This window comes from Longispora sp. NPDC051575, assembly GCF_040681875.1.
Lineage (GTDB): Bacteria > Actinomycetota > Actinomycetes > Mycobacteriales > Micromonosporaceae > Longispora.
Map to the genome: position 1 here is coordinate 243,744 of NZ_JBFAZP010000002.1, position 12,575 is coordinate 256,318.

13 protein-coding genes are annotated in these 12,575 nt (G+C 73.5%); all 13 read left to right on the forward strand.

What is annotated here, in order from left to right:
* Nucleotides 1-5 precede the first annotated feature (5 nt).
* The 13 genes from AB0M43_RS04915 to AB0M43_RS04975 all read left to right on the forward strand — a co-directional run bounded on the left by AB0M43_RS04915 (nt 6) and on the right by AB0M43_RS04975 (nt 12,574).
* Nucleotides 6-977: a UbiA prenyltransferase family protein gene (locus tag AB0M43_RS04915; protein ID WP_363721251.1), complete on the forward strand. Its 972-nt coding sequence runs from the start codon at nt 6-8 to the stop codon at nt 975-977.
* On the forward strand, nt 974-1,993 hold the full coding sequence (locus tag AB0M43_RS04920; protein ID WP_363721253.1) for a glycosyltransferase family A protein: 1,020 nt from the start codon (nt 974-976) through the stop codon (nt 1,991-1,993). The genes AB0M43_RS04915 and AB0M43_RS04920 overlap by 4 nt, the downstream gene beginning before the upstream one ends.
* Complete coding sequence (locus tag AB0M43_RS04925) at nt 1,990-3,066, forward strand: endonuclease/exonuclease/phosphatase family protein (RefSeq protein WP_363721255.1); 1,077 nt, start codon at nt 1,990-1,992, stop codon at nt 3,064-3,066. The genes AB0M43_RS04920 and AB0M43_RS04925 overlap by 4 nt, the downstream gene beginning before the upstream one ends.
* Nucleotides 3,063-4,085, forward strand: coding sequence for a glycosyltransferase (locus tag AB0M43_RS04930; RefSeq protein WP_363721256.1), 1,023 nt, complete (start codon nt 3,063-3,065; stop codon nt 4,083-4,085). The genes AB0M43_RS04925 and AB0M43_RS04930 overlap by 4 nt, the downstream gene beginning before the upstream one ends.
* Entirely contained in the window at nt 4,082-5,200 is a 1,119-nt protein-coding gene (locus tag AB0M43_RS04935; protein ID WP_363721257.1) for an endonuclease/exonuclease/phosphatase family protein, read from the forward strand. Before AB0M43_RS04930 ends, AB0M43_RS04935 begins: the two co-directional genes overlap by 4 nt.
* A 57-nt stretch (nt 5,201-5,257) precedes the next feature.
* Nucleotides 5,258-5,884, forward strand: coding sequence for a response regulator transcription factor (locus tag AB0M43_RS04940; RefSeq protein ID WP_363721259.1), 627 nt, complete (start codon nt 5,258-5,260; stop codon nt 5,882-5,884).
* Nucleotides 5,881-7,062: an ATP-binding protein gene (locus tag AB0M43_RS04945; RefSeq protein WP_363721261.1), complete on the forward strand. Its 1,182-nt coding sequence runs from the start codon at nt 5,881-5,883 to the stop codon at nt 7,060-7,062. The genes AB0M43_RS04940 and AB0M43_RS04945 overlap by 4 nt, the downstream gene beginning before the upstream one ends.
* Nucleotides 7,047-8,168, forward strand: a complete 1,122-nt coding sequence (locus AB0M43_RS04950; protein WP_363721263.1) for a hypothetical protein — start codon at nt 7,047-7,049, stop codon at nt 8,166-8,168. The genes AB0M43_RS04945 and AB0M43_RS04950 overlap by 16 nt, the downstream gene beginning before the upstream one ends.
* Nucleotides 8,169-8,285: 117 nt before the next feature.
* The gene (locus tag AB0M43_RS04955) at nt 8,286-8,891 is read left to right on the forward strand and encodes a hypothetical protein (RefSeq protein ID WP_363721265.1); all 606 of its coding nucleotides are present in this window, start codon (nt 8,286-8,288) and stop codon (nt 8,889-8,891) included.
* A 49-nt stretch (nt 8,892-8,940) separates the two neighbouring features.
* Nucleotides 8,941-9,117, forward strand: a complete 177-nt coding sequence (locus AB0M43_RS04960; RefSeq protein WP_363721267.1) for a hypothetical protein — start codon at nt 8,941-8,943, stop codon at nt 9,115-9,117.
* Between the two features lie 322 nt (nt 9,118-9,439).
* Entirely contained in the window at nt 9,440-10,738 is a 1,299-nt protein-coding gene (locus AB0M43_RS04965) for an ABC transporter substrate-binding protein (RefSeq protein ID WP_363721268.1), read from the forward strand.
* A gap of 58 nt (nt 10,739-10,796) precedes the next feature.
* A complete protein-coding gene (locus tag AB0M43_RS04970) occupies nt 10,797-11,690 on the forward strand; it encodes a sugar ABC transporter permease (RefSeq protein ID WP_363721269.1) in 894 nt (297 codons plus the stop codon).
* Nucleotides 11,687-12,574, forward strand: a complete 888-nt coding sequence (locus AB0M43_RS04975) for a carbohydrate ABC transporter permease (protein WP_363721271.1) — start codon at nt 11,687-11,689, stop codon at nt 12,572-12,574. The genes AB0M43_RS04970 and AB0M43_RS04975 overlap by 4 nt, the downstream gene beginning before the upstream one ends.
* The last annotated feature ends 1 nt before the right edge of the window (nt 12,575 follow it).

Here is a 12,575-nt window from a genome sequence, read left to right on the forward strand (position 1 = left end):
AGCACGTGAGCGCCGTCGAACCGCCTCCTGTCCAGATCCGTCCGCCCACCACCGTCCCCCACCTGCCCCTGGCCCGCCAGCGGATCCGCGACCTGGTCGCCCTCGTCCGGCCGGGCCAGTGGGTCAAGAACCTGCTCGTGGTACCGCTGCCACTGCTCGACGCCTTCGCCCTGGACCTGTGGTCCCTCGGCAGGATCGGCTGGGCCGTGCTCGTGTTCACCCTCGCCTCGGCGATCGTGTACGTCTGCAACGACATCGCCGACCGGGCCCGGGACCGTCGGCACCCGGTCAAGAGGAGCCGCCCGGTCGCGGCCGGCCGGGTGCCGGTGGGCACGGCGTGGGCCTACGCGGCCGGGCTGGCCGTCGTGCTCGCGCTGCTGCTGGCCCTCCAGCCGCCGGTGACCTGGTGGCCGGTGCTGTGCTACCTGGTGCTGAACGCCGCGTACACCCGCAAGCTCAAGCACCTGCCCCTCCTGGACGTGTGCGTCGTGGCCACCGGGTTCGCGCTGCGGCTGATGGGGGGCTACACCGCGATCGACACCCCGGCGTCGGGCTGGCTGATCGTCGCCGTGTACGCGCTGTGCCTGCTGCTGATCATCGGCAAGCGGCGCAACGAGCTCCAGGTGTCCGGGGTCGAGCACCGCCCGGCCCTGCGCGGCTACAGCCTGGCGCTCGCCGACCAGCTCCTGGTCCTCAACGCCACGGTCGCGGTCACCGCCGGCCTGATCTACCTGCGCACCGAGGCACCCGTCGGCGGGTACGGCAAGGCGGCGCTGCTGCTGTCCGCGCCGTTCGCGCTGTTCGGGTTGTCCCGCTATCTGCAACTGGTCCTGGTCCGGCACGCGGGCGGGGACCCGGTCCGGGCCGTGCTCGGCGACCGGGTCGTGCTCGGCGTGGCCGCCGTGTGGCTGGTGGCGCTGTCCGCCGTCGTCGTCCTCGCCCACCAGCCCGCGCTCGCCGAACGGCTCCTGCCATGACCGCCCCCCTCGTGTCCGTCGTCGTGCCCAACCACAACTACGGCAGAGCCCTGCACCTCTGCCTGGGCGGACTGCTGGCCCAGACGTACCCGGCGCTGGAGATCCTGCTCGTCGACGACTGCAGCACCGACGACTCGGTGGCCGTGGCGGAGGCGCTCGGCGTGCCGGTGGTCCGCACCCCGGCCAACGGCGGGGTGGCCGGGGCCCGCAACCTCGGCGCCAGCCTGGCCCGGGGCGAGATCCTGTGCTTCGTCGACTCCGACGTGCGACTGCGGCCGGACGCGGTGGCCAACGCGGTGGCCCTGCTGACCGGGGACCCCACCCTGGGCGCGGTGTGCGGGAACTACGACCCGGAGCCGCTGGTGGCCGACAGCCGGGTCGAGGAGTACCGGGCGTTGCAGCAGTACCACTGGCTGGCCGGGGACGAGGGGCGGATCACCACGCTGTACACGGCGATCATGGCGATCCGGGCCGACGTGTTCGCCGAGGTGGGCCCGTTCAACCCCCGGCTGCGGCACACCGAGGACGCCGACTACGGGCGCAGGCTCAGCGGCCGGTACGGCATCCTGCTCGATCCGTCGGTGCGCGGCCGGCACGACCACGACGACACGCTCCGGGTGATCGCCCGGAAGGTGTTCCACCGCAGCCGGCTGCACGTGCCGTTCGTGGGGATGCGGGACGGGAACCAGCCCCGGGGCAACTCCAGCGGGCACCGCCTCGCCGGGATGCTGGCGGCGGCCCTCGCCGTGGGGTCGGTGCCGACGGTGCTGCTCGGGGCCTGGTGGTCGGTGCTGCCGGTGGCGCTGGTGGCCGCGTTCCTGGGCTCGGATCCCGGGATCTACCGGTTCGTGGCCGGCCGCAAGGGGATCGGGTTCCTGCCGTTCTTCGCGGGGACGTACTTCCTGGTCAACCTCGTCATCCTGGCCGGGTTATCGGCCGGGGTGCTGCAGTGGTTGACGTCGCGGCGGTTCCGGCGGACGTATCTGGACGCCGGGGTAGCGCCGGTGGCGGCGTGAGCGGGGCGGCGGCCGACCCGGGGCGCGACGCCGCCCCGGCGGCTGGGCCCGGCGGACGGCTGCTGACCGGGCTGGCCGTGGCCTGGCTGGTTCTCGTCGTCGCGCACCTCCTCCTCAGTGGCCGGTGGTGGCCGTGGTTGGCCGTGGACCTCGCGCCGCCGCTGGTGTTCGTGCTGGTCCCGGCCGTCCTGCTGGCCGTCGCCGGGCCGCGCCGCCGGTTCCGGGCCGCCGTCGCCGCCACCGCCGCGCTCGCCCTCGGCGCCGGCCTGTCCGGGCTGCACCCCTCGGCGCTGTGGACCGGCCGGCCGGCCGCCCCCGCCGACGCGGTCCGGGTGCTGGCGTGGAACACGGAGGCCTGGCACCTGTCCGGCGACCCGGAGGGTTTCGTGCGCTACCTCGCGGCCCAGGACGCCGACGTGTACCTGTTGCAGGAGTACCAGCCCGCCGACCAGGCCGGCACGCCCGCGCTCACCGCGCTCGACGCGGAGCTGCTCGGCCGGCTGCTGCCCGACCACCGGGCCGTCGCCGTCGGCGAACTGCTCACCCTCAGCCGGCTGCCGGTCACCGGTGTGCGCCCGCTGCCGGCGGCCCCGCGACCCGACACCCCCTGGATCGAGGTGTACCGGGCCGTCAAGTCCCTCCGCGTCGACGTCCGGGTCGGCGGCCGGACCCTCTCCGTGTACAACGCGCACCTCCCGGTGCCGCTCGAACTCGACCGCGACCCCGCCACGGCCGGCTTCTACGCCGCGATCGCGACCCGGCACGCGGCACGGCTGGCCCAGTACCGGGCGCTGGCCGCCGACGTGGCCGCCAACCCGAACCCGGTGCTGCTCGCCGGGGACCTCAACACCACGCCCGCGATGGGCGAGCTGCGCGAACTCCCCGACCGGCTGACCCCGGCCGTCGAGGGCCCGCTGTCCGCGTCGTGGCCCGTCGCGCTGCCGCTGTGGCGGCTGGACTGGGCGTTCACCGACCGGGTGCGCGTGCACGCGTACCAGTTGCACGACCCGCCAGGCATGTCCGACCACCGGGTCCAGCGCCTGGTCGTCTCACTCGACAGGAGCACGCCATGACCCTCGTGACCGCCGTGGTCAGCAGCTACAACTACTCCGCCTCGCTCCGGTTGTGCCTGCAAGCGCTGCGGGACCAGACGTACCCGTCGCTGGACGTCCTGGTCGTCGACGACTGCAGCACCGACGACTCGGTGGCCGTCGCCGAGTCGATGGGCTTCACCGTGATCAGCCCGGAGCGCAACGGCGGGGTGGCCGCCGCCCGCAACCTCGGCGTGTCCCGGGCCGCCGGGGAGATCGTGTTCTTCGTCGACTCCGACGTCGCCCTGCACCCGGAGGCCGTCGCCCGTGCCGTCGCGCTGCTGGAGTCCGACCCCCGGATCGGTGCGGCGTGCGGGATCTACGACCCGGAACCGCTGATCCGCGACAGCCTCGTCGAGGAGTACCGCAGCCTCCAGGCGCACTACTGGCGGCTCAGCTCGGTGGGCGTGGTCAGCTTCCTGTTCTCCTCGCTGTGCGCGATGCCCCGGCACGTGCTCGCCGAGGTGGGCCCGTTCAACCCCCGGCTCAACGGCGGGGCGGAGATGACCGAGGAGGTGGACTACGGCGAGCGGCTGTCGGCCCGGTACGACATCCACCTCAGCGCCGACGTGCGCGGCCGGCACGACGACGACTCCCGGCTGCGTCCCCTGCTGCGCAAACTGTTCCACCGGGGCCGGCTGCGGATCCCGCTGTACGCCCGGCGGCGCCGGTTCGCGAAGGGCTTCGAGACGTCGACCCGGGCGTATGCGAGCCTGGCGGCGCTGGCAGGGGTGGGCCTGCTCCCGCTGGCCGCGCTGCTCGGGCCGTGGGGACTGCTCGGGCCGGGCCTGGCCGTGGCCGCGTCCATCGGGCTGGACGCGGGGATGTACGCGTTCGTCGCGCGCCGCCGGGGACCGCTCTTCCTGCTGTACTTCACGGCTGTGCACTTCCTCGTGAACCTGGCGATCTCCTCCGGGGTCGGGGCCGGCGTGGCCCAGTGGCTGGTGTCGCGGCGGTTCCGCGGCCTCTACGAGGCGGACCCGGCGGCGGTGGGCGCGTGACCACGCCGCAGTTGGACCTGGCCCGGTCGGAGCAGACCGGGCCCACCGCCCGCCCCCGCTGGTGCCTCGGCACCCGGCTGGTCGTCGCGGGCACCGCGCTGTGGTCGGCGTTCCTGGCCGCGCACCTGGCCCTCGACGGGAACTGGTGGGTCTGGCTGTGGCCGGCCAGCGTGCCGCCGGTGCTGTTCGCCGCCGTACCGGTCGTGCTGCTGGCCGCCGCGTGGTGGGCCCGTCCCGTGCGGTGGCGGCTCGGGGCCGTCCTGGTGCTGTGCCTGGCCCTGGGCTGGCCGCTGTCCGGGGTCCGGCCGTTCGCGCCGTGGACGGCGGGCGGGTCGGCCGCCCCCGCCGACGCGGTCCGGGTGTTCTCCTGGAACACCGAGTACTGGCACCAGGACGACGACCCGGACGCCTTCTACCGGTTCCTGCGTGCCCAGCGCGCCGATGTCTACCTGCTCCAGGAGTACCTGGCGTGGGACCGGGGCGACGTGTACGGCGGCTTCTCCCCGGTCGACGACCTCGACCGGCTCCGGCGCGAGTTCCCCGGGTTCCACGTGGCGACCCGGGGCGAACTGCTGACCCTGTCGCGGTACCCGATCGTCGCCGCGCCCGCTGTGCGCCCGGACCCGGCGGCCCTCGGCGACCCGGGGGCCGGCTTCGCGGACGTGTTCGGGGCCGCGAAGACCCTGCGCACCGACCTGCGGGTCGGCGGGCGCGTGCTGTCCGTGTACAACGTGCACCTGGCCGTCCAGCTCAAGCTCGACGACCCGACCGACGCCCGGTTCTGGGTCTTCCCGCGCGCCGCCGACCGGCAGCGCCGGGCACAGCTGGCGGGTCTGACCGGCGACGTGGCCGGCAACGCCAACCCGGTGCTGGTGGCCGGCGACTTCAACACCAGCCCGGCGATGGCGGGGCTGGAGGAGCTCGACGGCCGGCTGACGGACGCGCTCGCGGCGAGCCCGGAGGCGTTCCCCGCGACCTGGCCTGCGGGCGCGCCGCTGTGGCGGCTGGACTGGGCGTTCACCGGGAACGGCACCCGGGTGCACGGGTACGGCTTCGGGTCGCCGGAGGGGCTGTCCGACCACCTGTACCAACATCTGGTGCTGTCTGTCGGGTGAGCGCCACCACGGGCGTCCGAACAGGACAGTGCGGCCGGTCCGGACCATAATGTGTGGATGATCCGGCTAGCGGTGGTCGACGACTTCCCGATGAACGTGCTCGGCTTCGAGCAGACGTTCGTGGCGGCCCCCGACGTCAGGGTGGTCGCGGGCGTCACCGACCCCGACGACCTGCCGGCCGGCGACGCGTTCGACGTCGTCCTGTGCGACCTGTACCTCGACGGCGGGCAGCAGCCCTCCCTCGACGTGATCGAACGGCTCGCCGCCCGCGCGCACGTCCTCGTCGTGTCCCGCTCCGGCCGCCCGCTGGACGTGCGCTCGGCGCTGGCCCGGGGCGCGCGCGGCTACCTGACCAAGCGCGCCCCGCTGGCGGAGTTCCTGCCGGCCGTGCGCACCGTCGCCGCCGGGGACGTCTACCTGACCGGCGAGCTCGCCGACCTGCTCGCCGCCGCCGAGAACACCGACCCCCGGCTGTCCCCGCGCGAGCTGGAGGTGGTGGAGCTGATCGCCAGCGGGCTGGCCAACAAGCAGATCGCCGCCCGGCTGTCGATCGACACGTCCACGGTCGACACGTACATCGACCGGGTCAAACGCAAGTTGGGGGTACGCGGGAACAGGGTCGTCCTCGCGTTGGAGGCGCTGCGGCACCAGTACCCGGACTTCCCTCCGTCCGACGTCCGGTGACCGGTCCGCGGCGCCGGAACGAGGCCACGGTCGGGCCCGCGACCAGTGCCGGGGACCGGGCCGAGCGCACCCTGTCCGTCGGGGTGTTCTCGGGGCCGGTGGCCGGGGTGCTCCTCGTCGCCGGGCAGACCGTGTCGCTGCCGGCCTCCCCCGCGCGCGGCCCGCTGCTGGTCGTGTGCGTGCTCGCCGCCCTGTCGGCCGGGCTGCTGGCCGCGGTGACCTGGCGGCGGGGCCGGCTGTCGCGGGCCTGGGTCGCCGCCGACTGCCTGGTCCGCCCGGCGCTGCTCGCCGCGTCCGACCTGATCATCTGGCAGGAGGGCGGCCTGGCGGTCACCACCGGTCGGGACAACAGCCCGCTGTACGGCTACCTGCTGATGTCCTCCCTGATACCGGGGCTGGCCCCGTGGCGGCTGCGGGCAGTGCTGGCCTCGGTGACCCTGCTGGTGGCCACCTCCGCCGTCGGGGAGCTGGCGCTGGGCGGCCCGACGTGGAACGCGCTGCCCGACGCCTCCGCCTTCTACGGCTCGGCGACGATCGCGTTCGCGGTCGCCCACCAGGTGCGCGCGGTGGCCCGGCGGACCGACGCGTACCACCGGGAGGCCGCCGAGCGCGCCGCCGCCATCTCCGCCGCCGCCGAACGCCACCGGCACGCCGAACCGCTCCGCCGACGGGTGCTGGTGACCCTCGCGGAGGTGGTGGAGTCCGGCGCGATCTCCGACCCCCGGCTCGCCGAACAGGCCCGCCGCGAACTGTCCTGGCTGCACGGCCTCCTCAGCCACGGTCCGCACGCGCCGGACGGCGACCTGCGGGACCTGCTGCGCGCGCTGGCCGCCGAGCGGGCCGACTCCGGCCTCCTCGTCCTGCTGGACCTGCCGTCCGGGGACCTGCCGCCCGGCGGGCGCGGAACGGCCGCCCTGGTCCAGGCCGCCCGCGAGGCGCTGACCAACGTGCGCAAACACGCCGGGGTCGACGCGGCCCGGCTCACGCTGCGTCCCGAGGAGGACGGCTGGCTGGTCGAGGTCGCCGACGACGGCCGCGGCTTCGACCTGGACTCGGTGCCGGCCCGGCTGGGGCTGACCCGGTCGGTGCGGGACCGGATGGCGCGGGCCGGCGGCTGGTCCCGGGTGCTCTCCATCCCCGGCCGGGGCACCGTGGTGCGGCTGTGGGCGCCCCGGTGAGCCGGCCGGACACCCCGGCGCCCGGTGGGACCGCCAGCGCCCACCCCCGCACGCGCTTCCGGCCCGACTCCCCGGAGCCGCTCCCGCTCCTGCTGACGTCCAGCCTCACCGTGCGGGGTTCCGCGCTGCTGGTCATGTGGCTGACCCTGCCGTGGATCGCGCCCCTGTTCGAGCGGCCCTGGCAGCCGGTGGCGCTGCTGGCGGCCGTCACGGCGGTCAGCGCGGTGGTGGCCGCGTGGTGGTGGCGGGCGGGGCAGGCCCGGCTGGGCGGGCTGGCCGTGGACCTGCCGCTGGGCGTGGCGATGCTCGTCGTGGGCGGCCTGATCCTGCCGCCGGGCGGTACGGGCTGGCTGTACTTCGCCGCCGCGTACAACCAGTTGCTGAGCTTCGCCGTCGGGTTGACGGCCGGCAAGCTGTGGCGGGCGCTCGGCGTCGGCGCGGCGTGGGCGGCGACGGTGGTGGCCGTCGGCGTGGTCGTGCGCCACCAGCCGTGGGCGGCCGAACTGGCGGGTACGGCGGGTTTCCTGGTCAATCCGCTGGTCGGCTGGGCGGCGGCCCGGTACCTGCGCACGTCGACGAGGGCGCTGTGGGCCGCCCAGCGCCAGGCCGTCGCCCGGATCGCCGACCTCGCCGGAGCGACCGAGCGCGAGGCGTACGCGGCGGCGCTGCACGACCGGGGGTTGCAGATCATGGAGCTGTTGGCGGCGGACGGCGTGGTCACCGATCCGGCCCAGGCGGCGCGGGTCCGGCGGGTGGCGGCGTGGCTGCGCGACTTCGTGGACACCGGCCGGGCCGAGCCGGACCTGCTGGCCACGCTGCGGACCCTCGCCGACCGGGCGGGCCGGCCGGTCCGGCTGCACGACGCGGCCCTGCGCGCCGGCCCCGTGACCGCGCCGCCCGAGCTGGTCGCGGCGGTCGCGGCCGTCCTCGACGGGGGCACCGGACCGGTGACCGTACGGGCCACGCCCCGCGACGGCGGCGTGCGGATCACCGTGGTCGGCGTGGGGATCGGCGACCCGGGGCCCGCAGGCCAACTGCTGGCCGGGGCCGGCGGGCGGCTGGTGTCCGAGCCGGAGTGTCTGGAACTGTGGGCTCCCGTCCGGTAAACACCCGACATGCCAACCCGGCCGGCGGCTGACAACCTCGAGTCATCCCCGGCCGTGCGCGCGGCCGGGGTCCTGTCGACGTCGCCCAGCCGCCTCGGCTGTCCGGGAAGGACCAGCATGCCGCCTGCCCCCGCCCCTCGAACCACCCTGAGGATCCTGTCCCGCACGGTGGTCCCGGTCCTGGCGGTGATCCTGGTCTCGGGATGTTTCGGGCCGGTCGGGCTGCCACCGGCGCGCGGAGCCGGCAGTCCCAGCACCGGGGCGGCCCCGGTCACCACTGCCCCTTCCCCGTCCCCCAGCCCGGTCGACCGCCGGCCGGTGGACGGGTGCACGGTGCTGACCTCGGACATCATCAGCGCGGCCCTCGACAGCCCCGGCCCGTTCAAGGGCGTGGCCACGGAACCGATCGAGGGTTTCCGGGACTGGGGCTGCATCTGGGTCACGGGCAAGTCCTACGCGTCCCTCCGCGAACTCGAGTTCAGCCTGTACATGGGATTCACGACCGAGTCGACGTGGAAGTTCACCCAGGTCGACGGCATCGGTTCGCGGGCGTACATCGGCGGGCGCCAGGACGGCACCACCCCGATGCTGCTCTTCGCGGTCGACGGCCGGTACTACGCCCTCCAGGTGTCGAAGGCGAAGGACGACACCTCGAACGTGGCGCTGGAGAAGGCCGCCGAGCAGGTCCTGGGCGTCGTGGCGGCCAAGGCCATCGCGGGCTGAGGACCCGGGCGGACCTGTGTGGACAGGCTTTCGAGGAGGGAGGAATCCGATGGGTCCGACCATTCTGCTCGCCCGCCCCGTCGTGACGGGCACGGTGCGGCTGCTCGTCGCCGGGGTCGCGCCCTGGGCGTCCGCCGGCCGCAAGGCCGCCCGCTACCTGCCCGGCACCCGGGGCTGGCTCCTGCTGGCCGGCGCCGACCGGTGGACCCGGGTGGCCGGCCACTGACCGGCCACCCGGGTGCCCAGGCGCCCCCGGTACCCGCGCCCTGACCGCCACGGTGCGCCGGGCCACTGGTCCGGGACGGCGCCAGGCGCGTTTCCGTGCCATCGCGGGAGGTGGTCGCCACCCTCGCGTGGGCGCACTCCCCGGCCCGGGGTGACATCGACGGACATCGCAGGGATTCGGTGCGGGTCGCGGGTACTAAACAGTGGTTTCTGGGGGTTTGGCGAGCCCGCGATTGACAAGGTTCCATCGCCGGCGCACCATCTTGGGAGCGCTCCCAGTCACCGGTGCGCTCTCTCCCCGCACACTTGAGATGAGGGTTTCCATGAGCCTCCGCAACGGGCCGTCGCGCAGGGCGGCGGTGCTCGCGCTCGTCGCGGTCACCGTCCTGGGCATGACCGCGGCGTGCAGCAGGAAGGACGACGCCACCGCCGACGGCAAGACCAAGCTCGTCATCCAGACCTTCGGCAAGCCCGGCATCGACCAGGCCGTCGCCGCGTTCCAGGCCGCGCACCCGGACATCGTCGTGGACCACCAGAAGCTCGGCGAACTGCGCGACTTCCAGCCCAAACTCGTGCAGTGGCTCGGCGCGGGCAAGGGCGCCGGCGACGTCGTCATGCTGGAGGAGGGCGTGCTGCTCGGCTACCTGCGGCAGCCCGACAACTTCGTCAACCTGCTCGACCACGGCGGCGGGGACCTGAAGGGCAACTTCCTGCCCTGGAAGTACCAGCGCGGGCTGACCCCCGACGGGAAGAAGCTCGTCGGGCTCGGCACCGACGTCGGCGGCCTGGCGATGTGCTACCGCACCGACCTGCTCGCCAAGGCCGGCATGCCCACCGACCGGGCCGAGGTGGCCAGGCTGTGGCCGACGTGGGAGGCGTACCGGGCGGCGGGCAACGCGTTCAAGGCGAAGAACACCGGGGCGGCCTGGACCGACAGCGCGACCGGCGTGGTGCAGCCGTACGCGATGCAGGGCGGCGACACGATCTTCTTCGGCCAGGACAACACGCTGATCGCCGACAGCAACCCGAACGTGCGCCGGACCTGGGACTACGCGAACTCCCTGATCAGCGACGGCCTGACCGCCAAGCTGACCACATGGAGCAAGGACTGGGAGGCCGGGTTCAAGAAGGCGGCGTTCGCGACCATGCCCTGCCCCGCGTGGATGACCGGCGTGATCAAGGCCAACGCGGGCGACGAGGGCGCCGGCAAGTGGGACGTGGCCACGATCCCCGGCGGCACCGGCAACTGGGGCGGCTCGTACTTCGCCGTGCCCCGGCAGTCGAAGCACCCGAAGGAGGCGTACGAGCTGGCGAAGTACCTGACCGGCAAGGACGGGCAGCTGGCCGTGTACAAGGAGGTCGGCGCGATGCCCTCGTCCCCGCAGGCGCTGGAGGACCCGGCGTTCCGCGACTCCCGCAACGAGTACTTCGGCAACGCGCCCACCGGGCGGATCTTCGCCGACAGCGTGCGGACCATGCGGCCGGTGTTCCTCGGGGCCAGGCACCAGGAGATCTGGGAGAGCGTGTTCATGCCGCAGCTGCAGGCGGTGGAACAGGGGAAGAGCACCTCGGAGGCGGCGTGGAAGGCCGCGAACGCCGAGGCGCGCGGCCGGGTCGGCTGAACCTGCGACCGGGTGGCATCCGAGGGGGTGCCACCCCTCACCCCGAAAGGAACGCGCCATGAGGCAGCGCCTCTCCCGACTCGACACGACCCTGTCGCCGTACCTGTACGTCGCCCCGTTCTTCCTGCTGTTCGCGGTCTTCGGGCTGTTCCCGCTGCTCTACACCGCCTGGGTGTCCCTGCACGACTGGAACCTGCTCGGCGGGCACACCTTCGTCGGCCTCGACAACTACGGGGCACTGTTCGCCGACCCGCACTTCTGGAACGCGACCGGCAACACCGTGGGCATGTTCGCGCTGTCCACCGTGCCGCAGCTCCTGCTGGCCCTGGGCATCGCCAACGCCCTGCACAAGCGGATGCGCGCCCGCACGGCAGTCCGGCTGGGCATCCTGCTGCCGAACATCACGTCCGTGGCGGCCGTGGGGATCGTGTTCTCGCTGCTGTTCGCGAACAACTTCGGACTCGCCAACTGGGTACTGGGCCTCGCCGGCGTCGACCCGGTCAACTGGACCGCCGAGAAGTGGTCCTCCTGGTCCGCGATCGCCGTCATGGTCGACTGGCGGTGGACCGGCTGGAACGCGCTGATCTACCTCGCGGCGATGCAGACCATCCCGGCCGACCTGTACGAGGCGGCCGCGATCGAGGGCGCCTCCGCGTGGCGGCAGTTCTGGCGGATCACCGTCCCGCTGCTGCGGCCCACGATCCTGTTCACGGCCGTCATCGCCACCATCGGCGGGATGCAACTGTTCGCCGAGCCGCTGCTGCTGGCCTCCGGGCGGATCGAGGGCGGCAGCCTGCGCCAGTTCCAGACCCTGTCCATGTACATCTACGAACGGGCGTTCAGCCGCGACTTCGACTACGGGTACGGGTCGGCGATGGCCTGGGTGCTGTTCCTGCTGATCCTGGTCGCGTCGATGGTCAACTTCGCGCTGGTCCGCCGGGGGTCGCGATGAGCCGCTGGGTGGGGAACGAGAAGCCGGCCCGGCCAGGGCGCGGGGTCGGGGCGGCCACCCGGCTGTGGCAGGCCAGTCCGCTCACCTACCTCGCGCTGGTCCTCGCCGTGGTGCTCAGCGCGTTCCCGATCTACTGGACGTTCATCGTCGCCAGCCGCAGCAACGACGCCATCAACGACGTGCCCCCGCCCCTGCTGCCCGGCGGGCACCTGGTGGACAACGCGTCCCGGCTGCTCGCCAACGACGACGCCCTGTTCCTGTACGGCCTGGCCAACTCGCTGGTCGTCTCGCTCGTCGTCGCGTCCTCCGTCGTGCTGTTCTCCACGCTCGCCGGGTTCGCGTTCGCCAAACTGCGGTTCCGGGGACGCCACGCGCTGCTGCTGGTCATCGTCGCCACCATGATGGTGCCCACCCAGCTCGGGCTGATCCCGCTGTACATGCTGATGGTCGAGCTCGGCTGGCAGGGCACCCTCCAGGCGGTGATCGTGCCGTTCCTGGTCACCGGGTTCGGGGTGTTCATGATGCGCCAGTACGCCGACGCGGCGGTCCCCGACCAGCTGATCGAGGCGGCCAGGGTCGACGGCTGCTCCACGATCCGGATCTACTGGAACGTGGTACTGCCCGCGCTGCGCCCCGCCGCCGCCGTGCTGTTCCTCCTCCAGTTCATGCAGACCTGGAACGAGTTCCTCTGGTCGTTCGTCGTGCTCGACCCCGACACGCCCACGGTGCAGATGTCCCTCAAGGCGCTGGCCACCGCGTACTACACCGACTACTCGCAGGTGTTCGCCGGCACCGCCATCGCCACCGTCCCCCTGCTCCTCGTCTTCGTCGTGTTCGGCCGCCAGATCATCGGCGGAATCATGGAAGGTGCCGTCAAACAGTGAC

What these genes read in the sequence shown, in the direction of transcription:
- AB0M43_RS04920 (WP_363721253.1), top strand. Translation starts at nt 974, where the DNA reads ATGACCGCCCCCCTCGTGTCCGTCGTCGTGCCCAACCACAACTACGGC.
- AB0M43_RS04930 (WP_363721256.1), top strand. Translation starts at nt 3,063, where the DNA reads ATGACCCTCGTGACCGCCGTGGTCAGCAGCTACAACTACTCCGCCTCG.
- AB0M43_RS04940 (WP_363721259.1), top strand. Translation starts at nt 5,258, where the DNA reads ATGATCCGGCTAGCGGTGGTCGACGACTTCCCGATGAACGTGCTCGGC.
- AB0M43_RS04955 (WP_363721265.1), top strand. Translation starts at nt 8,286, where the DNA reads ATGCCGCCTGCCCCCGCCCCTCGAACCACCCTGAGGATCCTGTCCCGC.
- AB0M43_RS04960 (WP_363721267.1), top strand. Translation starts at nt 8,941, where the DNA reads ATGGGTCCGACCATTCTGCTCGCCCGCCCCGTCGTGACGGGCACGGTG.
- AB0M43_RS04965 (WP_363721268.1), top strand. Translation starts at nt 9,440, where the DNA reads ATGAGCCTCCGCAACGGGCCGTCGCGCAGGGCGGCGGTGCTCGCGCTC.
- AB0M43_RS04970 (WP_363721269.1), top strand. Translation starts at nt 10,797, where the DNA reads ATGAGGCAGCGCCTCTCCCGACTCGACACGACCCTGTCGCCGTACCTG.
- AB0M43_RS04975 (WP_363721271.1), top strand. Translation starts at nt 11,687, where the DNA reads ATGAGCCGCTGGGTGGGGAACGAGAAGCCGGCCCGGCCAGGGCGCGGG.